This is a genomic window from Streptococcus sp. Marseille-P7375, from assembly GCF_902460365.1.
In the GTDB taxonomy this organism is placed as follows: Bacteria; Bacillota; Bacilli; order Lactobacillales; family Streptococcaceae; genus Streptococcus; species Streptococcus cristatus_I.
Genome location: NZ_CABPTR010000004.1, coordinates 99,982 through 120,228 on the forward strand (window position 1 = coordinate 99,982; position 20,247 = coordinate 120,228).

The window sequence follows — 20,247 nt, forward strand, 5'->3', positions numbered from 1 at the left end:
CTTGTTTCGGATATACAAAAGGCTAAAATAACAACCTCACATGTATTTATTGTGATAGTCTTATTTTAGCACATTTGGGGTCAAGGAGTTAAGTATTTTATAACATCTTCCATTTTGTAATAGACTGTACGTGTTCCTTCAATAGGAGGTTCAAGCCTTTTAAGACCAGTTTTCTCCCACGATTTTAAGGTGTTAGGAGAAATTTGAAGGATTGATAACAATTCTTTTTGAGTGACTATACTAGTGCTTTTCCGTTTTTCTTGCTGCTGTTGCATGATAGTCAATAAGGCATTCAGCAGTTGTTCAATCTGACTCAATTTAGCGTATTCGGTATTAGTCATTATCTCCGTTTTCCTTTCTATAGCCTGAGTGACGACGTGAATCAAGATATTTTGCAAAGAAGTAGGTCTTATCAACGATAATACTTAGGAGCATTGGACTTTCATCACGAGCATATATGACAAGGTTGTTAAACTCCGTGAAATTGTGCTCCTCAATAGTATCAATTACGGCTGAAAGAAATTCATCGTTGTTATTGCTAATAAGGAATTTATCTAGTTCAAAGCCACAACCTGATTCGATATCCTCAATATCGTAAGGAGTCTTTTCAGGATTTTCTGCGTGGATAAAGTAGTCATACATACCCTTAGGTGACATAACAATTTCTACATGAGCAGGGGTATTTAGTTTTTCTGTTAGAAGTTCTGAGACTTGAGAGTAGCTTTTAAGTGAATCGAAGAATAAAGCACCGTGTTTATGCGCCTTCTTAAACTCACCCGTTTGCCTGTTAACATCTTTATCATGCCAAGGACTGAGTACAAAGGGGACATGTATCTCTTCAAGGATATCCAAATAATTTTCAGGGGCGCTCTCTTGATAGAGAAGGAAAGCCCATTTGTTAGAGCGTTTTTCTTTTGCCATAGGTAGGTACCTCATTTCTAGTTCTTATCTATAAGGAGAATTTTAGGGTGATTTTGGTAGTCTTAGTTTCAAAATTATGATTATTGATTATTGATGTAATGGGGGGTCGTAGTCGCCCCCATTACATAGCTAAGTTTGATAGTTTGAAAGAGCAGTGCTTATGGCTTTCACGTTGTGAGCCAAGCACTGCCCTTTCCTTATCTTTTTGTTGCTTTGAACCAGAGCTTGTTTCCTTCCCGATTTGGTGAAGAAAAATAATAGTTTGGGTTACGGCTCGAAATTTCTTCCTTGATATGTGCTTCCATGTCCCTCAAAAGTTTTTGAGCTTGCTGAGTCCTCGGGTATTTAAGAAAGACGCTAACCGAACTTTTTCTAACATCAACAGTTGCTTTTCCAACCGTTTGGTTAAAGTTTTTAAGAATTGGATTGAATTTTGTTATGGTTGTCTGGTTATCAATCGTGATAGCTGATTCTGATTTCTCATCTTGTCTTAAAAATTGTCGCAAGCGTATTGTCTGATAGACTGACTTGAAATAATTCAAAATACTATCACTAATAATACGCTGAGATAATTCAATGATAAGCAATGAAACTGCAATTAGAAAAAGTATGATAGAAACCTGGCATGTGTAACTTCCTAGAAGGCTCAGTTTATCTTGGATAGTGATGATAGCACTATCCAAAGATGGAATGTCAAAATCTCCAAACAATTTTACAAGTAGATTGAAAGCGAAACTGAGGATGAAACTAATCAGACCAAAGAAAAGAAGGGAGGAAATGAGATTGTAAGTTTTTTGAAAGAAAGTCTTTTTCATGTTTAGAGTATGCCTTTCTTGGTGTAGTAGGTGGGGCAAAGGAGAGGGAGGACTTGATAGGGATGCTCATTGTCAATAATTTGAATCAAACCAGTCCCTTTACCTATTGGGATAACAATTCCTTCTGGGTCTAAGTCAGGGAAGAGAAATTGCGTGGTCTTCTTATTGATGTTTCCGATTTGAATCAATACATTTAATTGTTCCCGAACTGATACAGGAATCGTATTGTGGTCAAAACGCTGGCTGACTAACAGTAGGTGGACTTTAGTTGCCCGCCCAAGAAGAGCTATTTGAGACAAGAGAGAAAAGAATGAATCCTTTATTGTTTTGTTGACACCCTCGCTCAAAGCTAATACTTCATCAATGACAATCGTCAAATGGTCAAATTGGTGTTCAGGATTATCATAAAGAATTTCTTGGCGTTGTTGAATGAGATTTAGACAAGTGCTGAGATTCTCATTGATTTCTGAGACAAAATCCGATTTTGAGCGATTCTTTTGAGGGTGAATCACAGCAATACCATTTTCACGAGCCCAACGAGAAGGCATATCGAACTTTGGGTCAACGATAATGAGCTCAGAAAAATTTTTTAATAAGCTTAAGAAATAGGTAAGTGCATATGACTTTCCAGAACCGCTATTCCCAGCGATAGCTAACGATGTCACATTGTTAAAGTTTAGAGTGAGATTTTTCATAATTGGGAGAATATCTTTTTCTTGCATTTTTGAAAAATACTCTAAATCTGAGATGACCAAACGTTCAGATATTCCTTCTTTCCAAGGGAAGAATAGTCCACGCTGGATATGTATATCATCCGTATCTAGTGCTATAAAATAAGCTGAGTTTTGCTTTAAGAGGGTATAACGTGGGTATAGAGCAGCATTGGCAATCAGGAAAATTTTCTGATAGAGTTCATCATCGATAATATATCCTGCTGGTAAGCGAGGGATAAATAGAAAGCCGTTCGACATAATCTTAGTGTCAAAACTGTTCGTATAACTTGTTTCCCCCTGTATAAGGGCCCCAAGTCCCATATTGAGACTCTGGAGCAAATACTGAGCTAGTTCTTTATTGGTCATTATTTAACCTCCTTGACACCAGTTGCACGGAAATAGACATTATATCCAACTTCGCAGGCTTCTAAATTATCAAATTCAACCATTGCCATGTAGGCTGGAAGTGTCACTTCAGATTCAAATTTAACTTGAAAAGGTGGTAGTCCTTTTTGTGAGAACCAAGCCTTATGGGCAATAACTTCTCCCGTAGGTAGACCATCGTCAAATTTGATTTGAGGTTCAACTTCGGTACTCAAACAATGGATTGCTTGTTTGATATCAATATATTCAGTTGCTGTATTGGCTGAGTAGCCACCTTTACGATTACGAGTTTTCATAGGTTATACCTCATGTATTTATTAGTTGTCTTAGCTAAGAACAACTTTAGTTTACACTGTTTTAACAAGATAGACTGTCAGAATTTCTGACAGTCTATCTTTTATAATTATGATATGAGACGAGTAAAGTTATAAAATCAATCTGCTAAATTTTCAGCGATTCCATAAGGACTTAACTCCTTAAGGGGAAAGTTTGAAATAGTTGCTATGTACTTTCTTATTATTTTCTCAGTGAAAAAAGAGCTCTGACAATAGGATTGCTAGGGAGTGAAAATTTATGAAAATATAATCTGAGTAGTACTAAGTTGTATAGAAACTTTTTTAGACAAATACTACATATTTTTGGGGTATAATATCATTATTGATAGTTAAAAAGAATTGAGGAAGTAGTATTGGTCAAATCATATATCTCAGAATTATTACCAAGAAAGTATAGAAAACGTCATCAGTTAATGCTTTATTTGTATGATATATTAGTTGATATATTGGTCAAAGCTGATAAATATCAATTATCAAGTTTATCTTTTGAGTTTACAAATAAAATAGATGATAAAATTGACCTATTCGATGAACTAGAAAGACAAAGAGACATAGAAATTTCTGAGAGAGTTCTTATACCGCATATATTTTTTTCAATTCTGAGAGATTTGAATTACTATCTCTTCGAATCATTGAGTTGTATAGAGCGGGGAAAAGTTACTGTCGCATTTTCACTTGCTAGAAAACCATTACAGGATAATTTATTTTATTTAAGTTGGATGCTGGTTCGACCACACAAATTTTTAGAAAAAGTACAATACGGAAGCCCTGAAGAATACGATGTTAGTGATTTAAAAAGCAAAAAAGAAATGGTTATTAACCTATTTTCGAAGGTTAAGGAGCTAGTTCAGTCTGAAGATAATTCACTTGATTTTAGTAAAGAATTAATAAATCCAGAATTGTTGTATGATGTTGTATACAATCGAAAGGCCGAAAATAGTTTGACCAGTGCATTTGATAAATCAATTCATTTAGTGACTAGAAATAAAAATTATCCTACAGAGAAGCAAAATCTTAATTTTATATTTGCAGATGATAAGATTTGGGATGACTTTTGGAATTTGTACTACGAAAAAATTCCATATGTTCTAATATATTTGGTAGAGGTCATTTTTGCTATTTTTGAAAAATATATAGATATAGACAAAGAAACATCAGAGTTTAATCGATATATCAGAAATTTGAAGATAATATTAGCACTATCAAAGGCCGATAATAAAGAACTAGAGAATATTCTTGATCTAATATTTAACAGTGACTATCTGAGTATGACCTGTGATGAGTGTGGCAATCCATTTGAATTCAATACAGTTTTAGTAAATGAAATGAGAGAAGATTATCTTTATACTTGTCAGAAGTGTGGATTTGTAGAACGATTGGGACAATATTTTGTGAGTGATGAGTTGTTGAGTAGTCATAGAAAGATTTTGATTGATAACTCGGATAATGATAACTGGAAGTTAGTTTAATATAAGTAATGTTATTACCATCATAAAATTAGGATTGGAAAGACTGTGAAGGATTTTTCAATAACAGTTAGAAAGGATAATATGAATTTCAAAGATTACACTTGGGATAAAGAGTTTGAGATAAAGGGGTATTTTTCAGAACGTTCCGATGCTATTGTTAGTGAGAATAACTTGAGCGGTATTTTACACTATTCTCCGAGGGAAATTGTGTTAGAGTTATTTGGTGAATTTGAAGAGGAAACAGGTATCTCATTCGGTTTTGGTAAGCATTTGGAAAAGATATATGGTTTCTCTAGTAGTGGTAATATTTTAATTTTAAATACTTATGGTGAGCCAATGGTACATTCCTCATCTCCTGGATTTCCGATAACTAGATATAGAGTAAAAAATTTTAAAATTTACAGTGTATTTTATAATGAGCTTGAAAATTTTGATTATAGTTCTGAGGTCTTTAAAAATTTAATTAATGAATTAGATTCTGAAGAAATCAAGGAATATAGATTTAGTTTCGAACATATTGATGAATGGATTGAAAAATCATTGGTGACTATTAAGCGTGATGAGAATAAAACTATTTTTGAGAGTGCAATAAATGAATATCAATCAACAAAAGTGTTAATAAAATCATTGGGAATGAATTTTGAAGATATGCCGGTCCTATACTCTTCGTTCACAACAGGGTCATTTACAAGTGATTATTTTATCAAACTTACTTCAGCGGATTTAAATACAAGATATTTTGATAAATTCTATCAAGCTTCACGTAAGTTTAAGGAATTTATTGAGATTTTATCAAATATACCATTGTCTTTTACTAATATTGAATTTTTTGTTAGTTATAAAATGATAGGTGGTAAACGTTTGCCACTTATAAAAGGAAAATTCTTTGTACAACATTCTAGAAAATCTAAAAGATGGAAATCGTATTCCCAGCAAGATATTTCTTTGAGGAAATTAGAAGATAATTTTGAACACATTTTAAATCATTGGTTTGATAAATCCGAGGAACTTGAGTTTATAGTGAGGCAATTTTCAAAAAATCTTCATGGTGACCTATACTTAGAAGATCAGTTAGTTGATGCTATTAGGAATTTAGAAGTGTATTCTAGAAATTTTAAGGATTTTAAAATTTCGCAAAATTTATCAAATGTTGAAGAACAAGCGAAACAATCTTTGTTTGATTTTATAAACACACATATTTTAGAAGAGGTTAGAGGTAAGTTTAGAAATAGATTGAAATTTAATAAGAAAGAGCCTAACCTTTCTGAACGGTTGAAAGATTTATTTGATTCAATAGATGAACTGAATCAGTCTAAAATTTTTTCGAATAGTGAGAGAGAATTACTAATAGCAAAATTAACTCAAACACGTAATTACTATACTCATGGCGATTCGAAAGATAAATATCCAGAAATGATAACAGATATCAGTGAGATGTATGAAACGAAATTGCTTCTTCAAGAAGTTTTGAGATATTATATCTATCAAGAATTGGATATGAAATATAAATATAAGAATTTCTAAAGATAAAGCAAGCAGCTTAATAGTTTTTGTTCGTGATTATAATACAGAACCGAATAATATATGGTGCTAACAAAAATTATGATTGCTATTTAAAACAGCTCCCTGAAATTCAGGAAGCTGTTAAACCTATACAATTGAGATATTATTTTAGTCTTTCATTAAGTGTACTGTCATGATTTCTGATAGTACACTTTTCACAGTTGTGATATTAAACAAGCAAATTCAGTAAGCCAATCCGTTAATCTCTCAGCGATCTCATAAGAGCTTAACTCATCGGGAAAATCAGGAAAAAAGTTTGAGAGAGAGTCGAAAAGTAACTTCTTGTTAGACTGAATAAAATATTGAGTATCTTCTTTGTAATGATCGCTAATTTTTTGGTTTAGAGTTCGTTTTAAAATCGTATCGTTAAAGCTAGGATCATTTAAAATAAGAGTAGTTAACTGAGATAACAATTGAATTTTGAAAAAGTCATCCTGTAAAAATAATTCTTTAGGTGTTTGATAATTAAGTGTTGCTTGAAAGGCAAACATAGCATTGTAACTCATATTTCGTTTTCCTTTGAGAGTTTCTCCAACCGACGTTTCAGAAAGTAGTACAACCGTTCCATCAAATTCATCATAACCAATTTGATTTTGAAGGATATGCGCTGCAGTTAATTGATTTTTAATAGCTTTTCCTAAGAGCTTAGTATAAATTGATGTCACTATTTCTTTATATAGCATTTTCTGTTTCCTCTCGTCCTTGGCACGGAAAGAAACTGTTATGAACCATATTGAATACCGAACAGATGTAAAAAGGCACATCAAAGAAACGGATAAACAGATATATGCAGAACTTGACTTTTATTGTCAGAGTTCTCATATTAGTTTCAATCCGTCCACTTTAATGGCCATCAATTAGGACTATAAAAATTTATTAGTCAAGAAACTTTTATTAAAGTTTCTTGCTAAGTCTATTCTACTAGAGCTTTCAATCAATGAATTTTATGACAAAAATAAAAATAAAAAACTCAATTTTTTTTTAAAAAAATTTGATTATGGAAAATGGAATATTATTTTGGAAAAGTATAATAGTTGAATATCCAAGTTGATAAGAATGATTGTAAAATAAAAAGAGCAGAGAATGAAAAATTCTCTGCTCTAAGACTATTCTTTTTTAAGTAATGTAGATTATCTTTAGTGAAAGTGGGTAGACACCCCCTTTTGATTCCATAACTAATAGAAAAGACTACGCTATTTCTATTAGTTTTAGGAATGAAAATATAGAGAAAGAGGAAATCCGTGTGTGGAGTTCCTCTTTCTTTTCATATATCCGAATTTCTAAATTTATTTCACAAAAAATGTAGTCAAAAATGTAGTCATTCAGGTGATTTTTATTGCAATACATTGAAATTCGAAAATTCAAGAATCGCGTTAAATCATGGTTTTTCGTTTCTACTGAAACGTAATGACCCACTATTTCACTTCTGTAAACACAACGTGTTTGCGAAGTTTTGGTGAGTATTTCTTCAATTGAAGACGGTCTGGAGTGTTACGTTTGTTTTTAGAAGTAAGGTACAAGCGTTCACCAGATTCTTTGTGTTCAAGTGTAATATTTACGCGCATGGTATCTCCCTTCTATTATTCAGCTGCAGCAGCTTTAGCGATTTTACGTCCTTTGTAGTATCCTTTAAGTGATACGCGGTGAGAACGTGAGTAATCTCCAGTAGTTTCGTCAAAGTTTACAGATGGAGCTGTTACTTTGTAGTGTGTACGACGTTTGTTTTTCTTCGCTTTTGAAGTGCGACGTGCAGGTACTGCCATTGCTTGTTTCTCCTTTTAGAATGTAATTCGATGCAATCTCATGATTTTCATCAACTTTAACAGTATAACAAAACTTTTTTGTAAAGTAAAGTTACTTGACAGAAATTTTTGATTTTCTTTTTGACAATAGCAAAGCTTTTTAGCAGTTGCGCCTGTTTTTGGATTATTATTCTAATATTCTGAAAATTTAAAAATTTTCTTCTATCCAATAGAGCATAAGTGTGGTATAATAAAGCACAAAGATGACTACAATGAAAGGGAAAGACATGACAGATAAGCTAGATACACGCCACAGAAGTAAGATTTATGACAGTATGGTCAAATCTCCTAACCGCGCCATGCTTCGTGCGACAGGAATGACAGATAAGGACTTTGAAACTCCAATTGTCGGAGTGATTTCAACTTGGGCAGAAAATACGCCTTGTAATATTCACCTACATGATTTTGGTAAACTAGCCAAGGAAGGAGTAAAAGAACAAGGTGCTTGGCCTGTTCAGTTCGGTACGATTACCGTAGCAGACGGGATCGCCATGGGAACACCGGGCATGCGCTTCTCTCTAACATCACGTGACATCATCGCAGACTCTATCGAAGCTGCCATGGGCGGACATAATGTGGATGCCTTCGTCGCTATCGGGGGCTGTGATAAGAATATGCCTGGCTCCATGATTGCCATTGCCAATATGGATATTCCAGCCATTTTTGCTTATGGTGGAACTATTGCACCGGGAAATCTCGATGGCAAGGATATTGACTTGGTTTCCGTTTTTGAAGGCATCGGGAAGTGGAACCATGGCGATTTGACTGCTGAGGAAGTGCGCCGCATCGAGTGTAATGCCTGCCCTGGCCCTGGTGGCTGTGGCGGTATGTACACAGCTAATACTATGGCGACAGCTATTGAAGTCCTGGGGATGAGCTTACCAGGTTCTTCTTCTCACCCGGCGGAATCTCAAGATAAGAAGGACGATATCGTGGAAGCTGGTAGAGCAGTTGTCCGGATGCTGGAAATGGGGCTTAAGCCGTCTGATATTCTGACTCGCGAAGCCTTCGAAGATGCGATCACAGTGACCATGGCTTTGGGCGGCTCTACCAATGCTACTCTGCACTTGTTGGCCATTGCTCATGCGGCCAATGTGGAGCTGACCTTGGATGATTTCAATGTCATTCAAGAGCGCGTGCCGCATTTGGCGGATTTGAAACCATCTGGTCAGTATGTCTTCCAAGACCTATACAATGTCGGTGGTGTCCCAGCGGTTATGAAATACTTGCTGGCAAATGGTTTCCTACATGGCGATCGCATCACTTGTACAGGTAAGACGGTGGCGGAAAACTTGGCTGACTTTGCTGATCTGACACCAGGTCAGAAGGTCATCATGCCGCTTGAAAATCCAAAACGTGCGGATGGTCCATTGATTATCTTGCATGGGAATCTAGCTCCAGACGGTGCAGTTGCCAAGGTTTCTGGCGTGAAGGTTCGTCGTCACGTCGGACCAGCCAAGGTCTTTGACTCAGAAGAAGCCGCTATTGATGCGGTACTGGCCGATGAAGTAGTGGATGGCGATGTAGTCGTGGTTCGCTATGTTGGTCCAAAGGGTGGGCCTGGTATGCCAGAAATGCTGTCACTTTCTTCTATCATCGTAGGGAAAGGGCAAGGAGATAAGGTAGCCCTCTTGACAGACGGCCGCTTCTCAGGTGGTACCTACGGTCTCGTTGTCGGACATATCGCTCCGGAAGCTCAGGATGGTGGCCCGATTGCCTATCTTCGTACAGGCGATATGGTCACGGTTGACCAAGATACCAAGGAAATTTCCATGGCAGTTTCTGAAGAAGAACTTGAAAAACGCAAAGCAGAAACAACTATTCCACCGCTTTATAGCCGCGGTGTACTTGGTAAATATGCCCATATGGTATCCTCTGCTGCTAAAGGTGCTGTTACCGACTTCTGGAAGCCAGAAGAAACAGGTAAAAAATAGCCTATATATGACAAAAGAACCCGCTAGTTTTTCTAGCGGGTTTATTAATTTAGATGAATGTTCAGCATCTTATCTAGGACTAATCCCCAGCGCAATTCGTCCAAAGCGACTGATACGAGTGATTTTCCACGCGGGCGACCAAGTGACTTCAACGGAGACAGTTTCGATGCCCTCGATTTGCTTCAGGGACTCGACGATTTCAATGGGAACGGTCTCGGTACAGTCGCAGGCTGTGTCTGTGAAGGTCATGACAATCTTGCAGTGGCCAGTCTCGTCAAGATTGATTTCATAGATGAGCCCGAGATTGTAGACATCAAGCTCGACCTCTGGATCGTAAATCGTTTCGAGTTTCTTAATTAATTCTTCTTGGATAGCTGCGGCTCGGTCATTGATTTTGATATCGTCTCTCATCTTCTGTCCTTCTTCCTTTATAAAATAGTGGTCTTATTTTCTCATAATTCTGACAATTTTTCAAGAAATTCTGGCGAATGAAAACGGATTTAGTCTCTTGGAGGGAATTTTTCTGCTCTAACTCCTCAAAACATCTGATTTATGGTAAAATAATAGATATTATATAGTTGCAGAGGATTAGAAAATGAAATTACAAAAACCTAAAGGAACTCAGGATATCCTCCCTCAGGAATCTGCTAAATGGCAGTATCTGGAGGAGTTTGCTCGTAAGACATTTAAAAAATACCACTATGCGGAAATTCGGACACCGATTTTTGAGCACTATGAGGTCATCAGTCGTTCTGTTGGAGATACGACAGACATCGTGACCAAGGAAATGTATGATTTCTACGATAAGGGAGACCGTCATATCACGCTACGACCAGAAGGAACTGCACCGGTCGTTCGTTCTTATGTCGAAAACAAGCTCTTTGCGCCAGAGGTTCAAAAGCCAGTTAAGCTTTATTATATGGGCTCTATGTTCCGCTATGAGCGGCCTCAGGCTGGTCGCTTGCGCGAATTTCACCAAATCGGGGTGGAGTGCTTCGGCTCTGAAAATCCAGCGACAGATGCAGAAACGATTGCTATGGCGGCTCAATTCTTCAAGGAAATTGGAATTGGACAGGTGACGCTGCAACTGAATAGTTTGGGCAATGCAGCGAGTCGAGCTGCCTACCGTCAGGCCTTGATTGATTATTTGACTCCGCTGAAAGATAGTCTTTCTAAGGATAGCCAGCGTCGTTTGGAGGAAAATCCGCTACGGGTGCTGGATTCGAAGGAAAAAGAAGATAAAGCAGCTGTTGCGCAGGCTCCTTCGATTTTGGACTTTCTGGACGAGGAGAGCCAGGAGCATTTTGCGGCTGTCCGCTCAATGCTAGAGTCTTTGGAGGTTCCTTATGTCATTAACACCAATATGGTGCGCGGTCTGGACTACTACAATCATACGATTTTTGAGTTTACGACTGATGTGGCAGGCAGCGAACTAACTATCTGTGCGGGTGGCCGTTATGATGGCTTGGTTGACTATTTCGGTGGGCCAGAAACCCCTGCCTTTGGTTTTGGTATGGGAATGGAGCGTCTCCTCTTGATTTTAGAAAAACAGGGAGTAGCTCTGCCACTTGAGACAGGTTTGGATGCCTATATTGCCGTTCTAGGTGAAGCTGCTAATCGCAGTGCTTTGGAGCTGGTACAGGCTCTCCGCAATCAAGGATATGCGGTCGAGCGAGACTATTTGGATCGCAAGCTCAAGGCTCAGTTCAAGTCAGCAGATGCTTTCAGAGCGAAGACCATCATTACTTTAGGTGAGAGTGAGATCGAAAGCAACCAAGTCACCGTGAAGAATAATGCGACTCGTCAAGAAGTGGTGGTTGGACTGGATCAAGTTCAAGAAAACTATCAGGCTGTTCTCGAAGAATTAGGTTGTTAGAGAAAAACTTATTCTTTCTTAAAGGCCGAGCTCTTTAAGGAATCTCGAAACATTACATTTTTGTTACACGGCGAGCAAATACTGTAACAAATTGATAATATTTTGGTATAATGGTTATACTCTTACATAAATAAAGGAGAAAAAATGAAAAAATTGATGAAATTTGGCGTATTGCCTGCTTGTATTCTTTTGTTGGGAGCATGTTCGGCCCTCCCAAAACCACAGAAGAAGAACGCTGAAAACGTGAAGACAGAGCAGTCTTCATCTTCTACATCAGAAAAAGAAACCAATGAAAAGCGGATTGAAAAAGACGCAGATATTATCTTGCGTGCAGTCTTTACCGATCACTCTTCAGGTTTCACGACCTTGATGGGAACTTCTGTTGACAAATGGAAGAAAGGTATTACTCAGTCTTACGTTGATGAAAATCTGTCTAAATATACGCCAGAAGAAAACTATACACTTGACTTGAAGACAGAAAAATTCCCTCCATCAAAAATCTTAGAGCTATTTGACCAAGCACGTTTTAAAGTCTTGGCTACGATTGGCGATGATTTTGAAATTACTAAGGTTGAAGACGATGGAGAAACAGCCACTGTAACATTTAAGAGTCGTGCGATTGCGACACGTGATTTGGCCAATCTAATCAATATGACCAAAGCTAGTCTGTTTGAAAATGGGATTGAAGATGTAAAAGCCTTGGAAGACTCAACGGATCCAGATCTTGAGAAACGTTTGGCTTTGGTAAATAACTTCCTCTTCTACTATGCTTTTGACCGTATGAATGAAGACTTTGGCTACATTGCGCCACGTGAGTTTACAATGGAGTTAACGAAGACAAAAGAGGGTCGCTATATTCTCAATGACGAAAACTTTATTGAATTGCGTAAATCAATGTTTGTAAATGAGTATTCAGCAAATGGTGCGGAAACCCGTAAAGGAAACAAATCAACCGATTCTGGCTCTAAATCTGACTCAAGCTCCTCTTCATCTTCCGATAAATCAAAGATCTAATAGTTTGAAATAAGATTTAGGATCTCATTTATATAGATAACGGGTCTGGGGCTTTTTGTCTCAGACTTTTATTTTTCAACTAGCTTGAATTGATGGAGGATATGAATGATTTTATTTCCACCTAAGTATGTTTAAGTACTTTTCTTTTTAACCACATCACTCTGCTACTCTTCCAATAACATAAAACTTTTCGTCCCAACTATCCTTGCTTATGCTATAATAGTCTATAGAAAGTCGAGGGAATGATGAAGAAAATATTATTAGTGGTTGTGGTGCAGGGAGTGGCCTTATTTGTGATAACGGGTCTGCTCTGTTATTTTATGCGAGGGGATTTTTTCTTCCGTGCTTTGGCGCCGATTTTTGGTCTGGCAGCTGGAGCCTTTCGCTTTTTGACAGCCATGGTGACAAAAATGCTGGCTCCTAGTCTTTATGAGGATGGGAAGAAAAAGGAATAGTCTATATGAAATTAGGAGGTCTGAGAATATTGATTCCAGACCTTTTTTATAAAAGTGGGCAATGTAAATGAAGGTTTTTAATTTTTTTCAGAAAAAGGACAGGTAGGGGGGCTTTCCTAGGCTCTTTGTGGTAAAATAGTAACAGAATTAAAATTTTGGAGAGTAAAGATGAAACGTTCAATGTATGCGGGACGTGTTCGTAGTGAGCATGTCGGTCAGGAAATTACTTTGAAAGGTTGGGTTGCCCGCCGTCGCGATTTGGGAGGCTTGATTTTTATTGATCTGCGTGACCGTGAAGGGATTATGCAGCTAGTTATTAATCCTGAGAGTGTTTCAGATGAGGTCATGAAGACAGCTGAGAGTCTGCGCAGCGAGTTTGTTATTGAGGTGACTGGTAAAGTAGCTGCGCGTGAGCAGGCCAATGATAAGCTGGCCACAGGAAGTGTAGAGCTTCACGTAGACAGTCTGACGGTACTGAATACTGCTAAAACGACTCCTTTTGAGATTAAGGACGGGATTGAAACTAATGATGATACGCGTTTGCGCTACCGTTATTTGGATCTGCGTCGCCCAGAAATGCTGGAAAATCTCAAGTTGCGTGCTAAAGTGACTCATTCCATCCGCAATTATTTGGATGAGCTGGAGTTTATCGATGTAGAGACACCGTTTTTGACCAAGTCAACGCCTGAAGGGGCGCGTGATTATTTGGTGCCGAGCCGGGTCAACCAAGGTCATTTCTACGCCCTGCCTCAAAGCCCGCAGATCACCAAGCAGCTTTTGATGAATGCTGGCTTTGACCGTTATTACCAGATTGTCAAGTGTTTCCGAGACGAGGACTTGCGTGGAGACCGTCAGCCAGAGTTTACACAGGTTGACTTAGAAACTTCTTTCTTATCTGAGCAAGAAATCCAAGACATTGCAGAAGGCTTGATTGCCCGTGTCATGAAGGAAACCAAGGGCATTGAAGTGACCTTGCCTTTCCCACGTATGAAATATGACGATGCTATGGCTCTCTATGGTAGCGACAAGCCAGATACTCGCTTTGACATGTTATTGCAGGACTTGACAGAACTTGTCAAGGGTGTTGATTTCAAGGTCTTTTCTGAGGCGCCGGCTGTCAAAGCGATTGTAGTGAAAAATGCGGCTGACAAATACTCGCGTAAAGACATTGATAAGCTGACAGAGCAAGCTAAGCAGCATGGAGCTAAGGGACTTGCTTGGGTGAAAGTAGTTGATGGAGAGCTGACTGGTCCTGTTGCTAAGTTCTTGACAGACCTGTCAAGTGAGTTGACAACTGCTTTACAATTAGAAGAAAACGACTTGGTTCTCTTTGTGGCAGACACCTTGGATGTTGCCAATGCAGCTCTAGGCGCTCTTCGTGTCCGTTTAGGCAAGGAATTAGGTTTGATTGACCCCGCTAAATTTAACTACTTGTGGGTCGTAGATTGGCCAATGTTTGAGTGGTCTGAAGAAGAGGGCCGCTATATGAGTGCCCACCATCCGTTCACCCTGCCTCAAAAAGATTCTGAGCAGGAGCTGGAAGGAGACCTGAGCAAGGTTCGTGCGGTTGCCTATGATATCGTACTCAATGGCTATGAACTAGGTGGTGGTAGCCTACGGATCAACCAAAAAGATCTGCAGGAACGTATGTTTAAGGCCTTAGGCTTCTCAGCTGAAGAAGCGCAAGACCAGTTCGGCTTCCTTCTAGAAGCTATGGATTATGGTTTCCCACCACATGGAGGTCTGGCCTTGGGTCTGGATCGCTTCGTCATGCTTCTAGCTGGTGAAGAAAATATCCGTGAAGTCATTGCTTTTCCTAAGAATAACAAGGCTACTGACCCAATGACGCAAGCACCAAGCTTGGTTGCTCCAGCACAATTAGAGGAATTAAGTTTACAAGTAGAATCACATGAAAAAGACTAGTTTGCGGAAACTTTTTCGCTATTATCTTCATCGCTTTGCCTATCATGTCAAGTTGCTAGAAGTCCTGAAAAGTATTTCGCGTGAAAAATACGATGAGAAATTTTCAGCCTCTTTGGTATATGGCTTCCTCTCAGCAGTAGCGGTCAATTTCTTCTTTCAGCCAGGCCATGTCTACTCAAGTGGTGCAACGGGCCTGGCGCAGATTGTCTCGGCTTTGAGTGGTCGTTTTATCGGCTTTACCATTCCAGTTTCCATTACTTTTTATGCGATCAACATTCCACTAATGATTTTGGCTTGGTACCAAATCGGGCATAAATTTACTGTTTTTACTTTTATCACTGTTTCGATGAGCTCGCTTTTTATCCATTTTGTGCCAGAAGTGACATTGACGACCAATCCCATTATCAATGCCCTGTTTGGGGGAGCTGTCATGGGGACAGGGATCGGTTTTGCCCTCAAGTCAAGCATCTCGAGTGGAGGGACGGATATTGTTAGCTTGACCATTCGCAAGAAAACAGGCCGTAATGTAGGCAGTATCTCCCTGATTGTAAATGGTATTATTATGCTGATTGCTGGTTTGACCTTCGGTTGGGAATACGCTCTCTACTCGATGATTACCATCTTTGTATCGAGCCGTGTAACGGACGCTGTCTTTACCAAGCAAAAGCGGATGCAGGCCATGATTATCACCAGTCATCCTGAAGAAGTGATTAACAAGATTCACCACAAGCTCCACCGCGGTGCGACTATTATCAATGGGGCGGAGGGAACTTACAATCACGAGCAAAAGGCGGTGCTGATTACAGTTATTACGCGTGCTGAATTTAACGAATTTAAGTACATCATGAAGCAGACAGATCCGACAGCCTTTGTCTCTGTATCTGACAATGTACATATTTTAGGAAGATTTGTAGAAGAGTAGTCTCGATTAACGGCATTGCTAGTGGATCTTACTCAAATTCAATGCTTCCATTTATACATAAAAAAGGAACAAGTTCAGCTGGATGTTTTCCCATCCAAAATGAACCTGTTCCTTTTTATATTTTTACTTTATTTCAAAACCAAGACTTGCTTAGCAGGAACTGTATAAGAGTCTGCTAGCGGGGCGATTGGTTTTTTAGCGTTAATGTGCGGATACTGAAGGTAAATGCTTTGCTTCATTTTATTTTCATAAGTCGCTGCTTCAGTACCAAAGTTAATCAAAATAGTCAGCGCTTGTTTGTCTTTTTGAATCTTATATTCAAGGAGGATAGGGCTGAGCCATTTGACCTGACAAGCCTTTTGAATAGCCGAGCTAGTTGTCAGAGTCAAAAGCGGATGAGCCTTTCTAAAGGCAATGAGTTGCTTCAAAAATTCAATGTCTTCAGTGTAGTGAAGTGAGCGCAGCCAGTCTAGCTTGTTGACATCATCAGGCAGGTTGTAGGTGTTGTCAATCAGATTCTTGGTCCGATAAAATTCCTGCCCGCTGTGGAGGAAAGGAACTCCTTGCGCTAAGAGAACGATGTGCAATGCTAGGCGAGAGTTAGCTAGGCGCTGACGTAGGCTGATATTTGGATTTTGAATATCAAAATAATCAAACACCGTTGCATTGTCATGGCATTCTACATAGTTGATTGCCTGATGAGGCGCTAGGAAATGTGGCTCTCCTGTCAAGCCGACATTGGCTGTCAGGACATTTTCTAGCCAGCTGGTCGCATGCTCTTTCTCCAGTCGGCTACCTTGGGCGATGGTTTGCTTGATCGTATCACGGAAATGATCGCTGAAGAATCCATACTCAGGTAGTTGTTCAGCGTTGAACTGATGAGCCAGAAGGTCACTATCAAGACCAGTAGGCATCTGCCAACCTTCTCCGTAAAGGTAGATGTTGGGATGAATGGCTTTTAGTTCCTGAGCGATTTGCTTCATGGTGGTTATGTCGAGAATGCCCATCAGGTCAAAGCGAAAACCATCAAAGCCGTAGAGGCTAACCCATTGTTGGACAGATTGTTGGATATAATGGCGCACCATAGCTTTTTCGCTGGCTACATCATTTCCACAGAAGGTGCCATTTGTCCGTAGGCCCTGTTCATCGAGACGATAGAAGTAGCCTGGCACAATCTTCTCAAAAGCATAGGCATCTGCCTCATAGACGTGATTGTAGACGACATCCATGATAACGCTCATATCAGCCTGGTGATAAGCTGCAATCGCGTCTTGTAGTTCAAAGATACGGCTATAGGGATTGTGTGGGTCGCTTGAGAAGCTGCCTTCAGGAACATTATACTGGACGGGATCATAGCCCCAATTGTAAACGAGTTCGGGGTGTTTTTCGTCAACACTGCCAAAGTCATAGACTGGCATAAGCTGAACGTGTGTAATGCCTAAATCTTGCAAGTATTTGAGACCAAAGGTCTGGCCGTGTACGGTTGGAGATTCGGACAGAGAAGCAAATTTACCAGGTTGTGAAAAACCAGCTTCCTTTTGCATGGAGAAATCACGCACGCTCATTTCATAGATAACGGCTTCTGTTGGTTTTACTTGGCTGGCAGCCCGACGAATAGGTCTGCTAATCTTTTTGCGGTCAATGACATAACTATGACCAGAGTTGGCATCTGAAGAGAGAGCGTAGGGGTCATGTACTTCTACCCATTTTCCGTTCACCTTATGGATATAGTAGTAGGCCTTGCCTTCTAAGTCTCCAAGGACCTGCGTATGCCAGACACCCCTATCTTGCCTTTGGAGGGGAATGACCTGCTCTTCCAGATGCAGCAAGACTTTTTCTGAAATAGGCGCCCACAGTTTGAAATCTGTTGCCTGAGGGCTATAGCTAGCTCCCAAATCTCTTTCTTGGTAGCTAAATAATTCATCAAAAATTGGCTTTTGGACAATGTGACGATACTGGAGAATGGTGTGATTGCGGTCTTGATCATAGACTGTGTAGGATTCAGTCAAATCAATCGGGTCATTGACTGAAAGGGTGTAGACAATCTGATGTTCTTGATTCTCAATTTTTTTGATGGTCAAAGGACTAGAGCTATGCTTGTCCTCTAGAGTAAAGTGGATAGAATAAGCATCAAAGGACTTTTCCAATTCGATAGTGATGTTATTTTCATCATCTAAGTAGGCTTGGAAAATACGATAAACCATGAAATTTCTCCTTAACTAACGAGTAAGAATGCTGTGGGGGATGACTTGGCGATAGCAAGTATGCTTGTCATCCTTATTATCTTTAATGATTTGGAGTAAGGTACGGAAAGATTCCCTCCCCAACTCGAGGGTATTGATATTAATGTAGGCATCCACGTTGATGCGTGGCTTGATAGAGTCAAAAGTGATAATCGGGAAGCGGTAGTCAATGTCTTTGAGATAGTGGAGAGCCCCTTCGGCAACCATACTATCCGATGTCACAAAGGCTTCGATTTCCTGAATAGGCATCTTTTCCATAATCTTATAACTGCTATCTTCCAAGAGGAAACCGAAAGAAAACTTGACGATGTTTTCATCGAGAGGGATGCCTGCTTCTTCTAGGGCTTGTTTGTAGCCGGTAAAGCGGTCTTGGGATACGACAAGCTCTTTATTCCCAGCTAGAAAGGCAATTTTTTTATAACCTTGATCTAGGAAATATTTGGTTGCATCGTAGCCAGCCTTGATATTATCATTATCGACCAAAGAAACAAATGGTGACACTGCTTTCCCTAAAATCAAGAAAGGAAATTGGTTTTTAATCGCAAAGTCAACCAGCGGATCGTTTGGCTTAGAATAGAGAAAAATCAAACCATCGACGCGTTTTCCGAAAATCATTTGTTTGATATTTTCTAAACGACGCTCTTCGTCCTGTCCAGTACTAATCTGAATGGCATAGTCATGTTCAGATGCGATGCGTGAAATCCCTCGTAAGACAGTTGGGAAGAATGGGTTTTGGTAAAAAAGATCCGAATCATCGGGCAGCACCAGACCGATGACTTGGGTTGATTGGCTGACCAGACTTCTAGCGTTGAGATTTGGATGATAGTCCAGCTCTTTCATAGCAGCGCGGACGCGTTTTTTTGTTTCATCACTGATGGTAGACTTGTTTTGTACGACGCGTGTCACCGTTGAGGGAGACACACCCGCTAGTTTCGCTACTTCTTTAATCGTAACGCGCATAATAACCTCCTAATTTCTGAAATCCTCATCACGAAAATGTGTTTTGTAGAAAATAATCACCAAATAAAGAACAAACAAGATATTTTGAACGGTGATAATCGTAGGCAGACTTTGCCCAAATAAGCCGCAGATAAGACCGATAATCGTTGGTAATCCTAGGCAGTTGAGGATAAAATGATAGCATTCTTTAAAGGTTTTAAAAGAAAATAACCGTGATTTCTTGGTCAGATAGAGCAAGAAGGAAGCACCGAGTGCTAGAAAGGCAAAGTTAATGCTAAAGAGGAAGCCTGCGGAGAGGACTAGAAAGAGGCTGATCACCAAGCGGTTTTGTTGGAACCAGTCTTTAGAAATGGCTTTGGTCAGGGCTTCTTTACTTTTTAGAGCCTTCTGGTCAATGGCTTGGTAGCGGATATTGGCCAGTTCTTTTCCTTCTTTAGTGATTTTAAGATTTTCTTTGTCAAAGTAAAGCGTCAGCTCCTTGCCTAATTTGAGCTCCTCGTGATGGCCGATAATGACAGTCCCAGCGGTATTGTGATGAATCCCTTCAGGATTTTCAGTGGTCAGCACATGGTCTTTCATCTGGGCATGATGGTCAAAGTCAATCATCACGTCTTCATCCAGAGTGTCAAATGCCTTATCAACAAAAGTATCCAGAGCATAGCTCGTCAAAGATGCTGTTTGAACGGCCACGGGAATCAAAGACAGAGAAATCAAAAAGATGCTGGTAAAGATGAGCTGGAACCAGCTAAGCATCCGACGATTGGCGAAAGTTCTTCTAAAACCAATCAAGCTCGAAAAATAATTCAAAGGATAAGGTAACATAGCTGCCTCTTTCTAAAATTATAATCAGGTGGTGGCCAATAAAGAACTTATTGGCTGCCATATAACTATAATTGTCTTTAAATCAAAAACAGGGTG

At 39.4% G+C, this 20,247-nt stretch carries 20 protein-coding genes; 8 read left to right on the forward strand and 12 right to left on the reverse strand.

All coding sequences use genetic code 11. The annotated features are described in order from the left end of the window. Positions 1–80: 80 nt before the first annotated feature. From FZ954_RS09290 to FZ954_RS09310, 5 genes are all read right to left on the reverse strand, one after another. Positions 81–341, reverse strand: a complete 261-nt coding sequence (locus FZ954_RS09290) for a MerR family transcriptional regulator (RefSeq protein ID WP_148878167.1) — start codon at positions 339–341, stop codon at positions 81–83. Further along, positions 334–921 (reverse strand): replication protein, encoded by a 588-nt coding sequence (locus tag FZ954_RS09295; RefSeq protein ID WP_148878168.1) that lies wholly within the window; start codon positions 919–921, stop codon positions 334–336. Before FZ954_RS09295 ends, FZ954_RS09290 begins: the two co-directional genes overlap by 8 nt. A gap of 197 nt (positions 922–1,118) precedes the next feature. Further along, positions 1,119–1,736: a hypothetical protein gene (locus FZ954_RS09300; RefSeq protein WP_148878169.1), complete on the reverse strand. Its 618-nt coding sequence runs from the start codon at positions 1,734–1,736 to the stop codon at positions 1,119–1,121. A 2-nt stretch (positions 1,737–1,738) separates the two neighbouring features. Beyond that, positions 1,739–2,815, reverse strand: coding sequence for an ATP-binding cassette domain-containing protein (locus tag FZ954_RS09305; RefSeq protein ID WP_148878170.1), 1,077 nt, complete (start codon positions 2,813–2,815; stop codon positions 1,739–1,741). Beyond that, entirely contained in the window at positions 2,815–3,129 is a 315-nt protein-coding gene (locus FZ954_RS09310; protein WP_148878171.1) for a hypothetical protein, read from the reverse strand. Before FZ954_RS09310 ends, FZ954_RS09305 begins: the two co-directional genes overlap by 1 nt. 392 nt (positions 3,130–3,521) lie before the next feature. Between FZ954_RS09310 and FZ954_RS09315 the strand changes: the two genes are divergently transcribed. Continuing rightward, a complete protein-coding gene (locus FZ954_RS09315) occupies positions 3,522–4,637 on the forward strand; it encodes a hypothetical protein (protein WP_148878172.1) in 1,116 nt (371 codons plus the stop codon). Between the two features lie 81 nt (positions 4,638–4,718). Then, complete coding sequence (locus FZ954_RS09320) at positions 4,719–6,161, forward strand: HEPN domain-containing protein (RefSeq protein ID WP_148878173.1); 1,443 nt, start codon at positions 4,719–4,721, stop codon at positions 6,159–6,161. A gap of 194 nt (positions 6,162–6,355) precedes the next feature. On the opposite strand, the gene FZ954_RS09325 is transcribed toward FZ954_RS09320, so the two are convergent. The 3 genes from FZ954_RS09325 to rpmF all read right to left on the reverse strand — a co-directional run bounded on the left by FZ954_RS09325 (position 6,356) and on the right by rpmF (position 7,963). Beyond that, positions 6,356–6,883 carry a hypothetical protein gene (locus FZ954_RS09325; protein WP_148878174.1) on the reverse strand — a complete coding sequence of 176 codons (528 nt, stop codon included), beginning with the start codon at positions 6,881–6,883 and terminating at the stop codon, positions 6,356–6,358. A 732-nt stretch (positions 6,884–7,615) separates the two neighbouring features. Then, a complete protein-coding gene (gene rpmG, locus FZ954_RS09330) occupies positions 7,616–7,765 on the reverse strand; it encodes a 50S ribosomal protein L33 (protein ID WP_001265622.1) in 150 nt (49 codons plus the stop codon). A 15-nt stretch (positions 7,766–7,780) separates the two neighbouring features. Then, positions 7,781–7,963, reverse strand: a complete 183-nt coding sequence (gene rpmF / locus FZ954_RS09335; RefSeq protein ID WP_000290416.1) for a 50S ribosomal protein L32 — start codon at positions 7,961–7,963, stop codon at positions 7,781–7,783. Positions 7,964–8,214: 251 nt separating this feature from the next. Between rpmF and ilvD the strand changes: the two genes are divergently transcribed. Continuing rightward, positions 8,215–9,936, forward strand: a complete 1,722-nt coding sequence (gene ilvD, locus FZ954_RS09340) for a dihydroxy-acid dehydratase (RefSeq protein WP_371259085.1) — start codon at positions 8,215–8,217, stop codon at positions 9,934–9,936. A gap of 69 nt (positions 9,937–10,005) precedes the next feature. Here ilvD and FZ954_RS09345 read toward each other — a convergent pair whose 3' ends face one another. Further along, a complete protein-coding gene (locus FZ954_RS09345) occupies positions 10,006–10,347 on the reverse strand; it encodes a metal-sulfur cluster assembly factor (RefSeq protein ID WP_005591447.1) in 342 nt (113 codons plus the stop codon). 184 nt (positions 10,348–10,531) lie between these two features. On the opposite strand from FZ954_RS09345, the gene hisS reads away from it, so the two are divergent. From hisS to FZ954_RS09370, 5 genes are all read left to right on the forward strand, one after another. Continuing rightward, positions 10,532–11,812, forward strand: a complete 1,281-nt coding sequence (hisS, locus tag FZ954_RS09350; RefSeq protein WP_125383053.1) for a histidine--tRNA ligase — start codon at positions 10,532–10,534, stop codon at positions 11,810–11,812. Between the two features lie 144 nt (positions 11,813–11,956). Beyond that, positions 11,957–12,826, forward strand: a complete 870-nt coding sequence (locus tag FZ954_RS09355; RefSeq protein ID WP_005591449.1) for a hypothetical protein — start codon at positions 11,957–11,959, stop codon at positions 12,824–12,826. A gap of 242 nt (positions 12,827–13,068) precedes the next feature. Beyond that, positions 13,069–13,281 carry a hypothetical protein gene (locus FZ954_RS09360; RefSeq protein WP_148878175.1) on the forward strand — a complete coding sequence of 71 codons (213 nt, stop codon included), beginning with the start codon at positions 13,069–13,071 and terminating at the stop codon, positions 13,279–13,281. A gap of 168 nt (positions 13,282–13,449) precedes the next feature. Next, positions 13,450–15,204 (forward strand): aspartate--tRNA ligase, encoded by a 1,755-nt coding sequence (gene aspS / locus FZ954_RS09365; protein WP_148878176.1) that lies wholly within the window; start codon positions 13,450–13,452, stop codon positions 15,202–15,204. Next, complete coding sequence (locus tag FZ954_RS09370; protein WP_148878177.1) at positions 15,191–16,126, forward strand: YitT family protein; 936 nt, start codon at positions 15,191–15,193, stop codon at positions 16,124–16,126. Before aspS ends, FZ954_RS09370 begins: the two co-directional genes overlap by 14 nt. Positions 16,127–16,254: 128 nt before the next feature. Here the strand turns inward: FZ954_RS09370 and pulA are convergent, their stop codons facing one another. The 3 genes from pulA to FZ954_RS09385 are packed head-to-tail and all read right to left on the reverse strand — an operon-like array spanning position 16,255 to position 20,151. Beyond that, positions 16,255–18,330 carry a type I pullulanase gene (gene pulA / locus FZ954_RS09375; RefSeq protein ID WP_148878178.1) on the reverse strand — a complete coding sequence of 692 codons (2,076 nt, stop codon included), beginning with the start codon at positions 18,328–18,330 and terminating at the stop codon, positions 16,255–16,257. 15 nt (positions 18,331–18,345) lie between these two features. Next, complete coding sequence (locus tag FZ954_RS09380; protein WP_061910722.1) at positions 18,346–19,329, reverse strand: LacI family DNA-binding transcriptional regulator; 984 nt, start codon at positions 19,327–19,329, stop codon at positions 18,346–18,348. Between the two features lie 9 nt (positions 19,330–19,338). Next, the gene (locus FZ954_RS09385; protein WP_148878179.1) at positions 19,339–20,151 is read right to left on the reverse strand and encodes a DUF1189 family protein; all 813 of its coding nucleotides are present in this window, start codon (positions 20,149–20,151) and stop codon (positions 19,339–19,341) included. Between the last annotated feature and the right edge of the window lie 96 nt (positions 20,152–20,247).